Source organism: Nonomuraea sp. NPDC005730 (genome assembly GCF_040630865.1).
GTDB lineage: Bacteria > Actinomycetota > Actinomycetes > Streptosporangiales > Streptosporangiaceae > Nonomuraea.
Map to the genome: position 1 here is coordinate 1 of NZ_JBEXYK010000081.1, position 16,992 is coordinate 16,992.

At 71.7% G+C, this 16,992-nt stretch carries 17 protein-coding genes; 15 read left to right on the forward strand and 2 right to left on the reverse strand.

What is annotated here, in order from left to right; all coding sequences use genetic code 11:
• Positions 1–1,319 (reverse strand): MFS transporter (locus ABZ444_RS46535; protein WP_358010720.1); only part of this gene is annotated, 1,319 nt, incomplete at its 3' end.
• Positions 1,316–1,696 (reverse strand): MerR family transcriptional regulator, encoded by a 381-nt coding sequence (locus ABZ444_RS46540; protein ID WP_352330857.1) that lies wholly within the window; start codon positions 1,694–1,696, stop codon positions 1,316–1,318. The genes ABZ444_RS46535 and ABZ444_RS46540, both read right to left, overlap by 4 nt.
• 284 nt (positions 1,697–1,980) lie before the next feature.
• Here ABZ444_RS46540 and ABZ444_RS46545 point away from each other — a divergent pair, with 284 nt between their 5' ends.
• The 15 genes from ABZ444_RS46545 to ABZ444_RS46615 are packed head-to-tail and all read left to right on the forward strand — an operon-like array spanning position 1,981 to position 16,992.
• Positions 1,981–2,226 (forward strand): hypothetical protein, encoded by a 246-nt coding sequence (locus tag ABZ444_RS46545; protein WP_352363715.1) that lies wholly within the window; start codon positions 1,981–1,983, stop codon positions 2,224–2,226.
• Positions 2,223–2,531 (forward strand): Nif11 family protein, encoded by a 309-nt coding sequence (locus ABZ444_RS46550; RefSeq protein ID WP_358010721.1) that lies wholly within the window; start codon positions 2,223–2,225, stop codon positions 2,529–2,531. The genes ABZ444_RS46545 and ABZ444_RS46550 overlap by 4 nt, the downstream gene beginning before the upstream one ends.
• Positions 2,528–4,057: a GMC family oxidoreductase N-terminal domain-containing protein gene (locus ABZ444_RS46555; protein WP_358010722.1), complete on the forward strand. Its 1,530-nt coding sequence runs from the start codon at positions 2,528–2,530 to the stop codon at positions 4,055–4,057. Before ABZ444_RS46550 ends, ABZ444_RS46555 begins: the two co-directional genes overlap by 4 nt.
• A 6-nt stretch (positions 4,058–4,063) precedes the next feature.
• Positions 4,064–5,671, forward strand: coding sequence for a GMC family oxidoreductase N-terminal domain-containing protein (locus ABZ444_RS46560; protein WP_358010723.1), 1,608 nt, complete (start codon positions 4,064–4,066; stop codon positions 5,669–5,671).
• Entirely contained in the window at positions 5,668–6,369 is a 702-nt protein-coding gene (locus tag ABZ444_RS46565; RefSeq protein WP_358010725.1) for an EthD domain-containing protein, read from the forward strand. The genes ABZ444_RS46560 and ABZ444_RS46565 overlap by 4 nt, the downstream gene beginning before the upstream one ends.
• Complete coding sequence (locus ABZ444_RS46570) at positions 6,366–7,193, forward strand: type 1 glutamine amidotransferase domain-containing protein (RefSeq protein ID WP_357981149.1); 828 nt, start codon at positions 6,366–6,368, stop codon at positions 7,191–7,193. Before ABZ444_RS46565 ends, ABZ444_RS46570 begins: the two co-directional genes overlap by 4 nt.
• Positions 7,194–7,202: 9 nt before the next feature.
• Positions 7,203–8,843, forward strand: a complete 1,641-nt coding sequence (locus ABZ444_RS46575; protein WP_358010727.1) for a thiamine pyrophosphate-binding protein — start codon at positions 7,203–7,205, stop codon at positions 8,841–8,843.
• Positions 8,840–9,439 carry a DJ-1/PfpI family protein gene (locus ABZ444_RS46580; protein ID WP_357981155.1) on the forward strand — a complete coding sequence of 200 codons (600 nt, stop codon included), beginning with the start codon at positions 8,840–8,842 and terminating at the stop codon, positions 9,437–9,439. The genes ABZ444_RS46575 and ABZ444_RS46580 overlap by 4 nt, the downstream gene beginning before the upstream one ends.
• An 8-nt stretch (positions 9,440–9,447) precedes the next feature.
• A complete protein-coding gene (locus ABZ444_RS46585) occupies positions 9,448–11,250 on the forward strand; it encodes an AGE family epimerase/isomerase (RefSeq protein WP_358010728.1) in 1,803 nt (600 codons plus the stop codon).
• Between the two features lie 11 nt (positions 11,251–11,261).
• On the forward strand, positions 11,262–11,621 hold the full coding sequence (locus tag ABZ444_RS46590; protein ID WP_358010729.1) for an STAS domain-containing protein: 360 nt from the start codon (positions 11,262–11,264) through the stop codon (positions 11,619–11,621).
• Entirely contained in the window at positions 11,618–13,750 is a 2,133-nt protein-coding gene (glgX, locus tag ABZ444_RS46595) for a glycogen debranching protein GlgX (protein ID WP_358010731.1), read from the forward strand. Before ABZ444_RS46590 ends, glgX begins: the two co-directional genes overlap by 4 nt.
• Before the next feature lie 20 nt (positions 13,751–13,770).
• Positions 13,771–14,091 (forward strand): anti-sigma factor antagonist, encoded by a 321-nt coding sequence (locus tag ABZ444_RS46600; protein WP_352329001.1) that lies wholly within the window; start codon positions 13,771–13,773, stop codon positions 14,089–14,091.
• The gene (locus ABZ444_RS46605) at positions 14,075–14,506 is read left to right on the forward strand and encodes an ATP-binding protein (protein ID WP_358010733.1); all 432 of its coding nucleotides are present in this window, start codon (positions 14,075–14,077) and stop codon (positions 14,504–14,506) included. The genes ABZ444_RS46600 and ABZ444_RS46605 overlap by 17 nt, the downstream gene beginning before the upstream one ends.
• Before the next feature lie 9 nt (positions 14,507–14,515).
• Positions 14,516–15,688 carry a PP2C family protein-serine/threonine phosphatase gene (locus tag ABZ444_RS46610; RefSeq protein ID WP_358010734.1) on the forward strand — a complete coding sequence of 391 codons (1,173 nt, stop codon included), beginning with the start codon at positions 14,516–14,518 and terminating at the stop codon, positions 15,686–15,688.
• Positions 15,685–16,992: an NDP-sugar synthase gene (locus ABZ444_RS46615; RefSeq protein WP_358010735.1), complete on the forward strand. Its 1,308-nt coding sequence runs from the start codon at positions 15,685–15,687 to the stop codon at positions 16,990–16,992. The genes ABZ444_RS46610 and ABZ444_RS46615 overlap by 4 nt, the downstream gene beginning before the upstream one ends.

A 16,992-nucleotide genomic window follows, 5' to 3' on the forward strand; every position in this document is an offset into this window, starting at 1 on the left:
CGCTGGTCGACCCGGTCGAGCGCGTCGACGTGCGCGACCTGCGCTTCGAGGCGGCCCCCGGCGGCGACGAGTACACCGGCTCGCACCCGGCCGCCCGCGCGGATCGCCGTGACGAGCGTGCCGGCCAGCAGCAGCGCCGAGGTGGCCGTCAGGACCACGCCCAGCCGGTGCAGCCCCTCGTCGGTGGCGCGCTCGCCGTAGGTCACGCTGATGAGCAACGCCGAGCAGATGGCCCCGGCGTACTGCGAGGTGCGCAGCAGGCCGGCGGCCATGCCGATCTGGCCGGGCGGCGCCTGGGCGTACATGGCGGCCTGGTTGCCCACGATGTTCAGCCCGTTCTGCACCCCGAAGACCATGCTGAGCAGGCACAACGACAGGATGGACGCGCCGCCGTCGAGCGCCGGCAGCCAGGCGCAGCCCGCCAGCAGGGCCGCGGCGCCGGCCGGCAACATCCAGCGTGTCCTGCCCGACGCGCCGTCGGCCCGCGCGGCCAGCCCCGAGACCACCGCCCCCACGGCCGAGGTGGGCATCAGCAGCAGTCCGGCGATCGCCGCCGTCAGCCCCCTGCCCTGCTCCAGCCACTGCGTCCAGCCGTACAGGAAGCCGTAGGTGGCCATGAAGGTCACCGCGTTGCGCAGGTAGGTGACCAGCAGCGGCCGGTTGCCGGCCAGGTCGCGCAGGCTGCCGCCGCCGTCCGCGCGGGAGCGCTCGTACGGCTCGTCGCGCGGCAGCCACAGCAGCGCCGAGACCACCCCGGCCACGGCCATCGGCAGGTTGACCAGGAAGATCCAGCGCCAGCCGCCGAGCGCGTCGAGCAGCCCGCCGAGCGGCGGCCCGAGCACCATGCTGACCTGCCCGGCCATGGCCAGCGCGCCCATCACCGAGGCGGGCGCGGCGCCGCCGGACCGCTGCGACCTGCGGCGGACCATGCTCATGGCGGCCGGGTAGGCGGCCGAGGTGCCGAGGCCGATCACCACGCGGGCGGCCACGAGCAGGCCGAGGGTCGGCGCCCAGTAGCCGAGCAGCCCGCCGGCCGCGACCGTGACCAGCCCGGCCAGGTAGACGCGGCGCGGGCCGAGCCGGTCGGCCAGCCGGCCCAGCACCGGCTGGCCGATCGCGGTGGCCAGGTACAGGGCCGACACCAGCCAGGAGGCGGCGTCGGCGCCCACGCCGAAGTGGTGGGCGATGGGCACGAGCGCGATGGCGATGATCGAGGAGTTGATCGGGTTGAGCAGCGAGCCGACGGAGACCGCCGTGACGAAGCGGGGGCCGAAGGCGGCCTGGCCGGGCTCGCTGTCCGGCCGCGGCGGCGCGGTCACAGCTGGTACTTCTCCTCGAGCTTCTCGTAGATGTCGATCTTGTAGTCGATGGCGGCCAGGTCGTCCTTGAGCTGGTCGATGCGTTTGGCCACCTCCTCGCGGTGGGTGAGCAGGATCTGCTTGCGCTCGGCGGTGGTGCTCTCGCCCGCGCGGACCAGCTCGGCGTAGCGGCGGACGTCGGCGATGGACATCCCGGTGCCGCGCAGCCTGGTCAGGAAGCGGATCCAGGCCAGATCACGTTCGGTGTAGCGGCGGTGCCCGTTCCCGCCGCGCGGCGGCGTCTCCCGCATCAGGCCGGCTTTCTCGTAATAGCGCAGCGCGTGGGCGCTGAGGCCGGTCTCGGCTGCGACTTCCGCGATCGTCAGGCTCTGACTCATACCGATCATTGTCGCCCTTCGAGCGCGATCCAAGTCAAGTGCATTCGCCGGAATCCCGGTGAATGCGGGTTCGGACTTGACGGAATGGGACCGGCTACCTCCATACCGCCCGGTCACCGCCGGGCGGCGCGTTGACGCTTTTTCCGGCGGCTGAACATGATTCATCCGTAGCGCCGGACGAAATGGTGGTGCCAATGGCGAAGAGCGAATTCGTGAGATTCCTCGGCGACCTCCGGGAGAATCCGCAAAGACGCGCTGAGTATAGCGCGAGAAATCTCAGTCAATTGTTGTTCCACGCCTCCGACGAGGGCTTCCGGTTCACCGCCGAGGAGCTGGTGTCGGTGGTCGGTGCCCTGGAGATCGAGGTCATCGTCGCCAAGGACGGCGAGTCCGTCGACGGCGGCAGCACGCTCTGGCGGCACATGTGGGGCAGGCGTTACCTGGACTACCTGCTCGATCACGTGGTGGCCAGGTTCGGCGAGCAGGAGCTGCGCGGGTTCGCGGCCGACGAGAGGCGGCCGGTCGCATGAGCGGGACGAACCTGATCGCGTTCCTGCGCCTGGCGGGCTCGCGCGCCGACGTGCTGGACTCGCTGAAGGCCAAGAGCAAGGCGGAGGTCGTCGCCGCCGCGGCCGAGCACGGGCTGCCGTTCTCCGAGGCCGACTTCAACGGCGTGGTGTGGGAGCTGGAGGAGCGCCTGGCCGACCTGCGCGGCGACACCTTCGACGCCACCTTCCCGCTCTGGCGGACGATGTGGGGCCAGCACTACCTGGAGTTCCTGGTCGGCGACCTGCTGCCCGCGCTGGAGCGGGCCCGGCTGCTGGAGCCGTCGTGAGCGCCTACGACTACATCGTGGTGGGCGCGGGCAGCGCCGGGTGCGTCCTGGCCAGGCGGCTGCTGGACGCGCTGGGCTGCCGGGTGCTGCTGCTGGAGGCCGGCGGCCCGGACGACACCGAGTGCGTGCACCGGACCGACGTCCCGTCGATGACGTCGATGTGGGGCTCGCCGGAGTTCGTGTGGGACTACGCGAGCACCCCGCAGCGGGAGCTGGGCGGCCGGGTCGTGCCCATCCCGCAGGGCCGGGTGACGGGCGGCGGCAGCTCGGTCAACGCCATGATGTACGTGCGGGGCAACCGCCGCGACTTCGACGGCTGGGCCGCGCTGGGCAACGACGGCTGGTCCTACGACGAGGTGCTGCCCTACTTCAGGCGCTCGGAGGACTACCCGGGCGGCTCGCCGGAGTACCGGGGCGGCGGCGGCCCGCTGAAGGTCGTCGACTACGGCTCGCCGTCGGACGCCTCGCGCGCCTTCGTCCGGGCGGCGATCGCCCGCGGCCGCGCCGACGGCACGGGCGACTACAACGGCCCCCGGCAGGAGGGCCTGGCCTTCTTCTACCAGTCCACCCGTGACAAGGACGGCCGCCGCTCCAGCACGTCGGAGGCGTTCCTGGCGCCGGTGCTCGGTGAGCCCGGCCTCACGCTGGAGACCGGCGCCGTGGTCACCCGCCTCACCGTCGAGGGCGGCCGGGCCACCGGCGTGGAGTACGTCAAGGACGGGCGCGCGCACCGGGCCACGGCCGCGCAGGAGGTCATCGTGGCCTGCGGCGCGCTGGGCTCGCCGGCGCTGCTGCTGCGCTCCGGTCTCGGCCCGGCCGCGCACCTGCGCGAGCACGGCGTCGAGGTGGTCGCCGACCTGCCGGGCGTGGGCCGCAACCTGCAGGACCACGTGCTGTTCGGCATCGGCTACGAGAGCCTGCGCGAGCTGCCCTTCCCCGAGCTGCTGGCCGAGGCGGGGCTGTTCACCAACGTCCTGGGCGGCGACGGGCCGGACCTGCAGTTCTTCTTCGGTCCGGTGCAGTTCATCGACGACCGGTACAAGACGGACGGCCCGGGGTTCACCTTCGCGCCGATCCTGCTGCAGCCGGAGAGCAGGGGCGAGGTGCGGCTGCGTCCCGGCGACCCGCTGCGTCCCCTCGTCGACCCGCACTACCTGGCGGCCGCCGCCGATCTGCGGCTGCTGACCGAGGCCATCGTCCTGGCCAGGGAGCTGGTCTCGGACGCGGCCTTCGACTCCCTGCGCGGGCGGGAGCTGGCCCCCGGGCCCGGCGTGACCAGCCCGGCCGCCCTGGCCGAGTACGTGCGGGCCAGCGCCTCGACCGTCTGGCACCCGGCCGGCACCTGCCGGATGGGCCGTGACGGCGAGGCGGTCGTCGAGCCCGACCTGCGGGTGCGCGGCGTGGACGGGCTGCGCGTGGCCGACGCCTCGGTCATGCCGGTCATCACCCGGGGCAACACCAACGCGGCCACGATCATGATCGCCGAGAAGGCCGCCGACCTGGTCGCCGCATCGGCACGGAGGTGAGCTGAGATGACACAGAGCTTCGACTTCGTCGTCGTCGGCGGCGGCACGGCCGGGTCGGTCATCGCCGCCCGGCTGAGCGAGCTGCCCGGGGCCAGCGTGCTGGTCCTGGAGGCGGGCGACACGAAGATCACGGACGCGGTCGAGGACCCGAGCCGGTGGAACGAGGTGCTGCTGACCGAGCTGGACTGGGCGTACATGAGCGAGCCGCAGCCGGGGCTCGGCGGGCGCCAGGTCTACTCGGCGGCGGGCCGCGGCCTGGGCGGGACCTCGAACGTCTACCACATGATCCACACGCGCGGCCGTCCGGCGGACTTCGACGCCTGGGCCTACGACGGCTGCCCCGGCTGGTCCTTCGCCGACGTCCTGCCCTACTTCCAGCGCCTGGAGGGCCAGCGGGACGCGACCAACCCCACGGCGGGCCACGACGGCCCCATCAAGATCGTCAACGCCCGGGACATGGGCAACCCGGTCTCCCAGACGTTCGTCGACGCCTGCGTGGAGCTGGGTTACCCGCAGGTCGAGGACTTCAACGCCGACAGCTTCGGCGTGAGCTGGCACCACGTCGACATCGACGTCGACAAGGGCACCCGCTGCGGGGTGCGCGCCTCCTACCTGGAGCCGGCGCTGGAGCGGCTGAGCGTCGAGGTGGGCGCGCTGGCCACCCGGCTGCTGTTCGAGGGCGAGCGCTGCGTGGGCGTGGAGTACCTCAAGGACGGCGAGCTGCGGACCGTCAGGGCCGCGCACGAGGTGATCGTCAGCGCGGGCGCGATCCAGTCGCCCAAGCTGCTGCAGCTGTCCGGCATCGGCGAGGCCGGGGCGCTGGCCGCGCTCGGCATCCCGGTGGTCGCCGACCTGCCCGGCGTGGGCGCCAACTTCCACGACCACCCGCTGGTCATCGGCCCGATCGGGTACATGGAGGAGGCCGCGCCCGACCCGCGCGGGCAGGTGACCGAGGTCGGCCTGTTCTGGGGGTCGGAGCCGGGGCTGCCGGTGCCCGACATGGAGATCTGCCTGGTGCACCGGGCGCCGTTCGGTGACCAGTTCTTCGCCAACGTCATCAAACGGGTGGAGACCGGGCAGCCGCTCACGCCGGTGCGCGAGCTGGTCGACCCGAAGATCGTGCTCACTCTGCCGGGGCTGGTCCGCCCGCTGTCACGGGGCAGCGTACGGCTGTCCGGCACCGACCCGACGGCCTACCCGCGGGTCAGCGCGAACTACTTCGCCGAGCGCTCGGACCTGGAGCGCACGGTGACGATGGTGCAGATCGCCCGCGACATCTACGCCAGCTCGGCCTTCCGGCGCGACTGGGGGCTGACCGAGGTCGCGCCCGGCCCGGACGTGCGCACCCGGGAGCAGCTCAGCGCCTGGGTGACGGAGAACGTCGGCTCGTACTACCACTTCGCCGGCTCCTGCAAGATGGGCTCCGACAGCCTCGCCGTGGTGGACACCCGGCTGCGGGTGCGCGGCGTCGAGGGGCTGCGCGTCGCCGACGCCTCGATCATGCCGACGATCGTCTCGGCCAACCCCCACACCACCACCGTGATGATCGGCGAGCGCGCGGCCGAGTTCGTCGCGGCGGACTTCCTCCCGGCCCGACAGGAGGCCACGCGATGATCCACCAGTTCATCTTCGGCGCCCCCAAGCCCGGCTTCACCGCCCAGCAGTTCCAGGACTACTGGGTCAACGTGCACGCGGTGAAGTTCGCCAGCAAGATCAAGCAGATCAGGCAGTACCTGGTCGACACCCGCATCCCCTTCGACGGCGACGTGGGCCGGCCGGCGCTGCCGCACCAGGGCATCGCCGAGATCTGGCTGGCCAACGCCGAGGAGCAGCTCGCCTCGCTGCAGAGCGAGGAGTTCCTCCAGGGCGCCCGGCTGGACGAGCCCAACTGGGCGGCGTTCTGGTCGACGATCGTGGTCGACACCGTCGCCCACGAGCTGGTGCCCGGCCCCAAGCCGCGGCCGGAGAGCTGGGTGAAGGTCACCACGCTGATCAAGCGGCGGCCCGGCATGCCGCTGGACACCTACCGCAAGCAGTCCCTGGAGTCCTATGCCGCCGCGGTGGCCGGGCTGCCGGGTCTGCGCAGGCACCTGCACTGCCACACCGTGGACGGCGCGTACACCTTCGGCGAGGCCGGCTTCGACGCCGTGGACCAGCTCTGGTTCGACGACGTGGACGCGCTGCGCGCCGCGCTGGCCTCGGCCCACCACGCCCGCCGGGTCAAGCCGGAGCTGGAGGCGATCGCCGACCCGGCCCACGTGTTCTCCATGACCTGCACGGAAAACTGGATCATCCCTGGGGAGTCGGCATGACCAAGCGTGTTCTCGTGATCCTCTCGGAGTTCGGCTACTGGGGGGAGGAGCTCGTCGGCCCGCTGTCGGCCTTCGACGAGCGCGGCTACGACGTCGTGTTCGCCACGCCGACCGGCAAGCAGCCGCACGCCCTGCCGCCCAGCATGGACCCCGACTACGTCGACCCGCCGCTCGGCCGCTCGGTCACCACGCCCGAGGTGGCCAAGCTGACCCGCGACCTGGACGAGTCGGGCCGCCTGGCCAACCCGCTCAACCTGTCGGCCTGGGCGCCCGAGCGCCCCTACACCAGCAGCCCCGACTACCTGCGTCGGCTGGAGTCCTACCACCGGGCGGTGGCCAAGCTGGAGGCCGAGCTGGTGCCCTACGACGCGGTGCTGATCGTGGGCGGCAGCGGGCCGATCGTGGACCTGGCCAACAACGAGCGGGTGCACGAGATCGTGCTCGCGTTCGTGCGGGCGGGCAAGCCGGTGGCCGCCGAGTGCTACGGCGTGGCCTGCCTGGCCTTCGCCCGCGACTGGGAGGACCGCAAGAGCATCATCTGGGGCAAGCGCGTCACCGGCCACTGCAAGGAGTACGACTACAAGGACGGCACCGGGTTCCTCGGCGTGCCCGACTTCAACATGGGGCCGCCGCCGTACCCGCTGGAGTACATCCTGCGGGACGCCACCGGGCCCGAGGGGCGCTACATCGGCAACTTCGGCAGGGAGACCTCGGTCATCGTGGACTTCCCGTTCGTCACCGGACGGTCCACGCCCGACTCGTTCCTGACCGGGCAGAAGATCGTCGAAGTGCTCGAGGGCGGCCTGCGCCGCTTCGGCTGGTGATGGCGGGCCATGGCCAGGGACGGCAACACCGCGATCATCGAGCAGTTCCTCAGCGACGGCATCACGTACATGTTCGGCAACCCGGGGACGGTCGAGCAGGGCTTCCTCGACGCGCTGGAGGGCTTCGAGGACTTCCACTACATCCTCACCCTGCAGGAGACGGTGGCGGCCGGCATCGCCGACGGCTACGCCCGCGCCACGGGCGGACCCGCGCTTTTGCAGCTCCACAGCGGTGTGGGGCTGGGCAACGCGATCGGCATGCTGTACCAGGCCAAGCGGGGGCACTCCCCGCTGGTGGTCGTCGCCGGTGAGGCCGGGGTCGGCTACGACGCGATGGACGCCCAGATGGCCGCCGACCTCGTGGCCATGGCCCGGCCCGTCACCAAGCACGCCATGCGCGTGATCGACCCGGGCTCGGTGCTGCGGGTGCTGCGCCGGGCGGTGAAGCTGGCGATGACGCCGCCGCGCGGCCCGGTGTTCGTGGCGCTCCCGCTCGACGTGCTGGACCAGCCCAACCACGAGCCGGTCCAGCCGTCGGTGGTGCCGCACTCGGCCGCGCTGCCCGCCCCCGAGCTGGTCCGCCGGGCCGCCGAACTGCTGTCCGGCGCCCGGTCCCCGATCATCCTGGCCGGCGACGGCGTGTCGGTCTCCGGCGCGCAGGCGGAGCTGACCCGGGTGGCCGAGCAGCTCGGCGCGGACGTGTGGGGCGTGGAGTTCTCCGAGGCGAACATGGACGGCCGGCACCCGCTCTTCCGCGGCCAGCTCGGCCACATGTTCGGCCAGGTCAGCGCGGACGCCGTCAAGGACGCCGACGCCGTGCTGGTGGTGGGCACGTACCTGTTCCCCGAGGTGTTCCCCTCGCTGAGCAGCCCGTTCGGCAAGGACGCGCGGATCGTGCACGTCGACCTGGACTCGTACGAGATCGCCAAGAACCACCCGGTCACGCTCGGCCTGGTGGCCGACCCCCGGCTCACGCTGGCGGCGCTGTCGGCGGAGCTGGAGGGCACGCTGAGCCGGGCCGACCAGCAGGCGGCGGCGGCGCGGCTGGCCCGGCGGACGGCCGCGCCGCGCCCGGCGCCGGCCGAGGACTCGATACTCAACGCGTTCATGCGCGAGCTGGCGGCGCGGGCCCCCGAGGACGTGATCGTCTTCGACGAGGGGCTGACCGCCTCCGGCGTGATCGGCTCCTACTTCCCCCCGCGCGGGCCCGGGAGCTGGTTCCTGACCCGCGGCGGCTCGCTCGGCGTGGGCATCCCGGGGGCGATCGGCGCCAAGCTCGCCCATCCGGACCGCACGGTGATCGGCTTCACCGGCGACGGCGGCAGCATGTACACCTTCCAGGCGCTGGCCACCGCCGTCCGGTACGACATCGCCGCCAAGTTCGTGATCTGCAACAACCACAGCTACCGGCTGCTGGACAACAACATCGAGGAGTACTGGCGCGGCCGGGGCATCCCCGGTCACCGCTTTCCTCGCTCCTTCGACCTCTCCTATCCCGACCTCCAGTTCACCGACCTGGCCAGGGGCTGCGGCGTGGACGGGCTGCGGGTGGAGAAGGCCGACCAGATCGAGGAGGCCGTCGAGCGGCTGCTCGGCCACGACGGCCCCTTCCTCATCGACCTCGTCACCGAACCGGGGAGGCCATTGTGAGCGGCATCGAGCCACGGGCCGGCGCGGCACTGAACGGCCGCAAGATCGCTGTCCTGATGGAGAGCGACTACGTCGAGCCGGAGATCTTCTACTACGAGCGGCGCTTCGCCGAGGCCGGCGCCGAGGTGCACTTCATGACCCGCCTGTGGGGGCAGTCGTCGATCACCTTCACCGGCCACGAGTGGCGGGTGCCGTTCACCGTGGACCGCGGGTTCGAGGGCATCAGCGACCGTGAGCTGCGCTCCTACGCCGCGGTGATCGTGCCCTCGGGGATCGTCTCGGACCGGCTGCGCTACACCGACGACGTCAACCGGCTGGCGCCGGCCACCGCGTTCGTGCGGCGGGCGCTGGAGGAGCCGTCGATCATCACGGGCGTGATCTGCCACGGCCTGTGGCTGATGGCCGCCGCCCCCGAGACGATGCGCGGGCGCAAGGTCGTCGCGCACAACAACCTCGTGGGCGACGTGCGCAACATGGGCGCCGAGTACGTGGACCAGGACGTGGTCATCGACGGCAACCTGATCACCGGGCGCAGCGTGTACCACTGCCATCTGTTCGCCCACACCATCATCGGCCAGCTCGCCGAGACGCTGTAGGAGCAACGATGAACTTCACCTTCATGGACACCGTGGCCGGGCGGGTCGAACGGTTCGACGCCGGCTCCGGCTCCTTCCGGCTGGCGACCATCGACGGCCGTACGGTCGAGGTGCGCCTGGACGGCGAGGTCTCGGCCGAGCTGCTGCGCAACCTGGGCGAGCCGTACGTGGACGCGGGCGACCACGTGCGCGACATGCTGACGCCGGGCCGCCACCTGTTCGTCTACGGGATCTTCTACCCCGAGGGCGAGGAGCCGGTCTTCTCGGCCAAGCGGCTGATCTTCCTGGGCCGCGGCGCCGGCGAGTACCGGTTCGAGCAGCCCGACTGGTGGATCAACCAGCTCGACGAGATCGCCGCGTTCTACCGCCGCGCCCAGTTCGGGCAGGGGCCGGTCGACTTCCGCGACTACCGGACGATCCTGCGCCTGGGCGGCGACAAGACCGCCAGCCACGTGCAGGAGACCGACACGATCTCGCGGCTGGTGTACGGCATGGCCTCGGCGTACATGCTGACCGGCGACGACGCCTACCTGGAGGTCGCCGAGCGCGGCACCCGCTACCTGCGCGAGCACATGCGCTTCGTGGACCCCGAGAACGACGTCGTGTACTGGTACCACGGCATCAAGGTGGACGGCGAGCACGAGAAGAAGCTGTTCACCTCGGAGTTCGGCGACGACTACGACGCCATCCCGATGTACGAGCAGATCTACGCCCTGGCCGGCCCGACGCAGACCTACCGGGTCACCGGCGACAAGCGCATCGCCTCCGACGTCGACGCCACGCTGCGGCTGTTCGAGAAGTTCTTCCGCGACCACCGGCGCGGCGGCTACTACTCGCACGTCGACCCGATCCTGCTCAGCCCGCACCACGAGTCGCTCGGGCCGAACCAGTCGCGCAAGAACTGGAACTCCATCGGCGACCACGCCCCGGCCTACCTGATCAACTACTACCTGGCCACCGGCGACGAGCGCCACCTGGAGATGCTGGAACGCACCTTCGACACGATCGTCGAGCACTTCCCCGAGCCGTCGAGCCCGTTCGTCAACGAGCGCTTCCACGACGACTGGAGCCACGACCTGACGCACGGCTGGCAGCAGGACCGCGCGGTCGTCGGGCACAACCTGAAGATCGCCTGGAACCTCATGCGCATGCACGGCGCCCGCCCCAAGGACGCCTACCGCGACCTGGCCGAGCACCTGGCCGACACCATGCCGGCGGTCGGCAGCGACCAGCAGCGCGGCGGCTGGTACGACGTCGTCGAACGGCACCGGGCCGAGGGCCAGCAGTGGCACCGCTTCGCCTGGCACGACCGCAAGGCGTGGTGGCAGCAGGAGCAGGCGATCCTGGCGTACCTGATCGTCGCCGGCGAGCTGGGCGGTGACGACCACCTGGAGCAGGCGCGTCAGGCGGCGGGCTTCTACAACGCCTTCTTCCTCGACCACGACGAGGGCGCGGTCTACTTCAACGTGCTGGCCAACGGCCTGCCGTACCTGCTCGGGACCGAGCGGTTCAAGGGCAGCCACTCGATGAGCATGTACCACTCCTCCGAGCTGTGCTTCCTGGCGACCGTCTACACGCGGCTGCTGGTCACGCGGCAGCCGCTCACCCTGCACTTCAAGCCGGGCCCGGACGCCGAGCGCATCCTGCGCGTCGCGCCCGACCTGCTGCCGGCCGGGCGGGTGCTGCTCACCGAGGCCGAGGTGGACGGCAAGCCGTACGAGGTGCTGGACCCGGTGGCGATGACCGTGGAGCTGCCGGTCTCGGCCGAGGCGCTGCGCGTCAAGGTGACCCTGACCCCGGTGCAGGAGTGAGCGTGCCGGCCATGGAGATCACGACGGACACGATCGGCCCGGTCACCGTGATCGGGCTCACCGGCCAGCTCGACAGCAGGTCGGCCCCGGCCGCGCAGGAGCGCATCCTGTCGCTGCTGCCGGACAGCCGCCCGGTGCTGCTCGACCTGACCGGCGTCAGCTACCTGTCCAGCGCGGGCCTGCGCACGATGCTGCTGGTCTACCGGCAGGCGCGGACCTTGGACAGCTTCATCGCCCTGGTGGGCCTGTCGGCCGAGCTGCGCGGGGTGATGGCGGCGACCGGGTTCCTGCGCTTCTTCGTCGTCGCCGACTGCGTGGCGGACGCGCTGGAGATCGTCCGGGCCGCCGAGCCGCGGGAGGAGGCCACATGAGCATCGAGACGCAGGGCGTGCCGGGCCGGATCGACTCCTTCCCGACGGCCGAGCTGGCCGGGTTCGGGGTGCGGGCGGGCCATCCGATGCCGTTCGGCGCCACGCTGGTGCCCGGCGGGGTGAACTTCTCGGTCTACTCCAGCGGCGCGAGCGCGGTCTCGCTGGTGCTGTTCCGGCGCGGCGAGCGGCAGCCGTTCGCCGAGCTGCCGTTCCCCGGCGGGTACCGGATCGGCGGCGTGTGGGCCATGACCGTGTTCGGCCTCGACCACGAGGGCGTCGAGTACGGCTACCGCGTCACCGGCCCGGAGACGCCGGCCCCCGGCGACCGGTTCGACCCGGCCAGGATCCTGGCCGACCCGTACGCCAGGGTCATGTCGGGCCGGGACGTGTGGGGCGCCGAGGTGGACTGGGACGACCCCTACCCCTACCGGTCGGTGCTGGTCTCCGACGACTTCGACTGGGAGGAGGACCGGCCGCTGCGCGTCGCGCCGGAGGACCTGGTCGTCTACGAGCTGCACGTGCGCGGCTTCACGGCGGACCCGTCCTCGGGGGTGTCGGCGCCGGGCACGTACGCGGGGCTGATCGAGAAGATCCCCTACCTGAAGGCGCTCGGCGTCAACTGCGTGGAGCTGATGCCGGTCTTCGAGTTCGACGAGTTCGACATGAGCCGGGTCAACCCGGTCACCGGCGAGCGCCTGTACAACTACTGGGGCTACTCGACGCTGGGCTTCTTCGCGCCCAAGGCCGGCTACGCGGCCACCGGCCGGTACGGCATGCAGTCCGACGAGTTCAAGAACCTGGTCAAGGAGCTGCACCGGGCCGGGATCGCGGTGGTGCTGGACGTGGTCTTCAACCACACGGCCGAGGGCAACGAGAACGGCCCGACGATCCACTTCCGCGGCCTGGACAACGGCACGTACTACATGCTCACTCCGGAGGGTTACTACTACAACTTCAGCGGCACCGGGAACACCTTCAACTGCAACCACCCGGTGGTGCGCGACTACGTGCTCGACTGCCTGCGCTACTGGGCCGGCGAGTACCACATCGACGGCTTCCGCTTCGACCTGGCCGCGATCCTGGACCGCGGCCAGGACGGCGCGCCGCTGGCGAACCCGCCGCTGATCGAGACGCTGGCCCACGACCCGCTGCTGCGCGACTGCCTGCTGATCGCCGAGGCGTGGGACGCGGGCGGCCTGTACCAGGTGGGCTCCTTCCCCGGCTACCAGCGCTGGTCGGAGTGGAACGGCCGCTACCGCGACGCGCTGCGCCGCTTCCTGAAGGCCGACCCCGGCTCGGCCGGCGAGCTGGCCACCCGGCTGGTCGGCTCGCCCGACCTGTACGCCTCCCGCGGCACGCTCGCCTCGGTCAACTTCGTCACCTGCCACGACGGGTTCACGCTGGCGGACCTGTTCGCGTACGACGGCAAGCACAACGAGGCCAACGGCGAGGACAACCGCGACGGCAACGACGACAACCAGAGCTGGAACTGCGGCGCCGAGGGCCCGACGCGGGACGCCGAGGTGCTGGCGCTGCGCGGGCGGCAGGCCAGGAACGCGATGCTGCTGCTCCTGCTCAGCCAGGGCATCCCGATGATCCTGGCCGGCGACGAGGTCGGCCGCAGCCAGCAGGGCAACAACAACGCCTACTGCCACGACGGCCCGCTGTCGTGGTTCGACTGGGGCCTGACCGAGCGCAACGGCGAGCTGCTGCGGTTCGTGCGCGAGTGCGTCGCCTTCCGCGCCGCCCACCCGATGGTGCGCGACCGCCGCCACCCGTGCGGCGACGAGGGCGCCGGCGGGCTGCCGCAGGTGTCCTGGCACGGCGAGCGGGCCGGCGAGCCCGACTGGTCGCCGGACAGCACGCTGGTGGCGATGCTGCGCAGCGGCCCGGCGGCCGGCGGCGGCGAGGAGCACCTGTACCTGGCCGCCAACACCCACTGGCAGGCGCGGGAGCTGGAGCTGCCCGCCCTGCCGGACGGCGTGGTGTGGCACCTGTTCGCCGACACCGCGGCCGCCGCCCCCGAGGACGTCCACCCGCCGGGCCAGGAGCCGCCGCTGGCCGACCAGCGGCGGATCGTCGTCGGCCCGCGGGCCGCGGTCGCGCTGGTCGGCCGCGCCCATCCCTGAAATCCCCCGAAGGAGATCCCATGTCGTTCAACGCGATCCTGACCCACGACGGCAGCACCGCACTGATCACACTGGAGGGCGAGCTGGACGCCCTGACCGCCGAGACCTTCAGGAGGGAGGTGGAGCGCGCGGCCGAGGCCGCGGCCGAGCTGCTGGTGCTGGAGATGTCGCAGCTCAGCTACATGTCCTCGGCGGGGCTGCGCGGGCTGGTGTTCGCCCGGCAGAAGCTGGCCGACGACGTGCGCATCGTGCTGGTCGGCGCGAACGACGCCATCGAGCAGACCATCCGGCTGGTCGGCTTCCACCACAGCGTGGACTTCAGCGATGCGATCCCCGAGTAGGCAGGCGATGGAGCGGCTCAGGCTCCCCGCCGAGCCCGAGTCGCTGGACGAGCTGATGGCCTACGTGCAGACGCTGAGCGCGCTCGGCGGGCTGACCCGCACGCGCGCCCACTGGCTGCGGCTGGCCGCCGAGGAGCTCATCGTCAACATCATCACCCACGGCCACCGCGACCGGCCGGGCGAGCTGGAGCTGACCGGCGGGGTGGAGCCGGGCCGGGTGTGGCTGCGCCTGACCGACTCGGCACCGCCGTTCGACCCGACCGCCTACGAGGCCGTTCCCGACCTGGAACGGCCGCTGGGCGAGCGCCGGCCGGGCGGGCTGGGCGTCTACCTGGCCCGTACGGTCGCCGACCAGGTCCGCTACGAGTACAGCTCGGGTCGTAACCAGACGACCATCATCATGAACCGCGTCTAGGAGGTACCGATGGATGCGGAGGTGACCCTCGTCGTCAGTGGCCCATCACCAGCAGCGGAAGAGCTGTGCCTGCTGCTGGCCGCCGACGGCGCTCCCGTGGCCAGGCGCACCCCCGAGCAACTGCTGGCCGAGGCGCCTCCGCCCACCGGTCTGCTGCTGGTGAACGCGAGCCTCGACGTGGAGGTCGTGCGCGAGGTGACGCGGGTCGTCCAGGCCGGCGCGCGGCCGCCCGTCGTGGTCGCGTTCACCGACGGCGACCTGCGCCAGCTCGAACCGCACGTGCTGGCCGGGCTGGACTACATCGTCCCGCCCTTCGTGCCGGAGCTGCTGCACCGCAGGTTGCGGGCGGGCCAGGTGTTCGGCCGCTTCCCGGGCGCCGAGGAGGAGGCGCTGCTGAAGTACGAGCGCGAGCTGCAGATCGGGCGGGAGATCCAGGCGGGGTTCCTGCCCGACGCGCTGCCGGCCCGCGCGGGCTGGCAGCTCACCGTCCGGTTCCAGCCGGCCAGGGAGGTCGCGGGGGACTTCTACGACGCCCTGGAGCTGCTGGGCGGGTCGCGGATCGGGCTGGTGGTGGCCGACGTGTGCGACAAGGGCGTCGGCGCCGCCCTGTTCATGGCCCTGATCAGGACCCTGCTGCGGCACACGGCCGCGCACGTGGGGACCGGCGAGGCCGACCTCGTCCAGGACGACACCACGCCGCTGCTGCGCGCGGTGATCGCGACCAACGACTACCTGACCGCCAACCACCTGCGCCAGGGCTACTTCGCCACGCTGTTCTTCGGCGTGCTCGACCCGGTCACCGGCGCGCTGGTCTACATCAACTGCGGGCACAACCCGCCCATCATCCGCCACGCGGGCGGCGGCCACACCCTGCTGCGTCCCACCGGGCCGGCGCTGGGGCTGGTGCCCGACTCCGTCTTCGAGGTCGGCAGGGCCCACCTGGACCAGGGGGACCTGCTGTTCGCCTACACCGACGGCGTGACCGAGGCCAGGGACGAGTCCGGCCGCTTCTTCAGCGAGGAGCTCATGCTGACCCTCGTCTCGCAGCCCGCCACCGGGGCGGACGACCTGCTGGACAGGCTCGAACGGGAGATCAGCGCGCACATCGGGTCCGCCGAGCAGTTCGACGACATCACCATGATCGCTCTACGTAGGACACCCACGGGGAAGTACGGACAATGAATGAGATCGCCGGAATCGCATTGGCGGGCGGACAGGGTCTCAGGGCCCGGCCGCTCACCCTGGAGGCCCCCGGCCACCTGCGGAGCAAGGCCACGGTCTGCTTCGCCGGACGGCCGGTCATCGAATGGCAGATCATGGCCCTGCGCGACCAGGGGGTCAGCGACTTCTATCTGATCGCCAACGGCCGGGAGAACCGTTACCAGGCCAAGGACGTGCTCGGGCACGGCGAGGGGCTGGGCGTGCGCGTGCGCTACTCGCGGCCGCGGATGGACTGGACCAACACCGGTTCCGGCGAGGCGACGCTGAGCAGCCTGGACTACTGGGAGCTCGACGGGCTGGCGCTGGTCTTCCCGACCGACTCGCTGTTCGAGTTCGACCTGGAGGAGCTGGTCCGCCGCCACCGCGACAGCGACGCGGTGGTCACCGTGGCCGTGGTCGAGCGGCCGGCCGAGGAGGTGGCGGGCAAGTACGGCACGATGGTCACGGACGCCTCCGGGCAGATCCGGCGTTTCGTGGAGAAGCCACCGCTGGCCGAGGTGCACGCCCTGGCCGCCGACCCGGCCCGGGTGCCCGTCAACGCCGGGCTCTACCTGGTCGACTGCGGGCGGCTGCGGAAGCTGGCCGGGGAGCCGGCACTGGCCGAGCTGGCCCGCCACCGGCTCGACTGGGGGCACGACCTGCTCCCGTGGCTGGTGGAGGCCGGCCACCGGGTCGGCATCGCGCCCATCGCCAAGCTGGGCGACCTGGGCAACCTGCGCGACTATCTCGACACGCTGACCGACGCGCTGAGCGGCGGCTACCCGCACGTGCTCAAGGGCATGCTGCGGGCCTACCCCGGCAACGTGCGCATCCACGAGTCCTCGCTGCGCCAGCGGGACGCGACGTCGGGCATGACGCTGGCCGAGAAGATCAGCGCGGGCCTGGTCCGGATCGGGCCGAACGTGCACATCGGCCGGGACGTCGAGATCGGCCCCGGCGTGGTCGTCTCGGACTCCGCGATCGGCGACGGCGTCGACCTGCACACCGGGTGCCGGCTGCAGCGGGTGGCCTGCCTGGACGGCGCGATCATCGGGCCCTGGGCGCGGCTCACCGACACGCACGTGGGGACGATGGTCACGGTGGAGTCGTTCGTGGACTGCGTGACCGTGCTGAGCGGCTACAGCGCGCTGGGCAACGGAGTGACGGTTCAGGCCGGCGTGCGGCTGTCCGGGGTGACGGTGTACCCGGGGCTGACCGTGCCGGCGCACTGCGAGGCCGCCGCCGGCACCTCGTTCGAGACCATCGCCGACCTGCAGGACGCGTGA

Excerpts from the sequence above, each read along its gene's own strand:
- ABZ444_RS46540 (WP_352330857.1), bottom strand. The coding sequence starts at position 1,696 with ATGAGTCAGAGCCTGACGATCGCGGAAGTCGCAGCCGAGACCGGCCTC.
- ABZ444_RS46550 (WP_358010721.1), top strand. The coding sequence starts at position 2,223 with ATGAGCGGGACGAACCTGATCGCGTTCCTGCGCCTGGCGGGCTCGCGC.
- ABZ444_RS46560 (WP_358010723.1), top strand. The coding sequence starts at position 4,064 with ATGACACAGAGCTTCGACTTCGTCGTCGTCGGCGGCGGCACGGCCGGG.
- ABZ444_RS46565 (WP_358010725.1), top strand. The coding sequence starts at position 5,668 with ATGATCCACCAGTTCATCTTCGGCGCCCCCAAGCCCGGCTTCACCGCC.
- ABZ444_RS46570 (WP_357981149.1), top strand. The coding sequence starts at position 6,366 with ATGACCAAGCGTGTTCTCGTGATCCTCTCGGAGTTCGGCTACTGGGGG.
- ABZ444_RS46575 (WP_358010727.1), top strand. The coding sequence starts at position 7,203 with ATGGCCAGGGACGGCAACACCGCGATCATCGAGCAGTTCCTCAGCGAC.
- ABZ444_RS46585 (WP_358010728.1), top strand. The coding sequence starts at position 9,448 with ATGAACTTCACCTTCATGGACACCGTGGCCGGGCGGGTCGAACGGTTC.
- ABZ444_RS46590 (WP_358010729.1), top strand. The coding sequence starts at position 11,262 with ATGGAGATCACGACGGACACGATCGGCCCGGTCACCGTGATCGGGCTC.
- glgX (WP_358010731.1), top strand. The coding sequence starts at position 11,618 with ATGAGCATCGAGACGCAGGGCGTGCCGGGCCGGATCGACTCCTTCCCG.
- ABZ444_RS46600 (WP_352329001.1), top strand. The coding sequence starts at position 13,771 with ATGTCGTTCAACGCGATCCTGACCCACGACGGCAGCACCGCACTGATC.
- ABZ444_RS46605 (WP_358010733.1), top strand. The coding sequence starts at position 14,075 with ATGCGATCCCCGAGTAGGCAGGCGATGGAGCGGCTCAGGCTCCCCGCC.
- ABZ444_RS46610 (WP_358010734.1), top strand. The coding sequence starts at position 14,516 with ATGGATGCGGAGGTGACCCTCGTCGTCAGTGGCCCATCACCAGCAGCG.
- ABZ444_RS46615 (WP_358010735.1), top strand. The coding sequence starts at position 15,685 with ATGAATGAGATCGCCGGAATCGCATTGGCGGGCGGACAGGGTCTCAGG.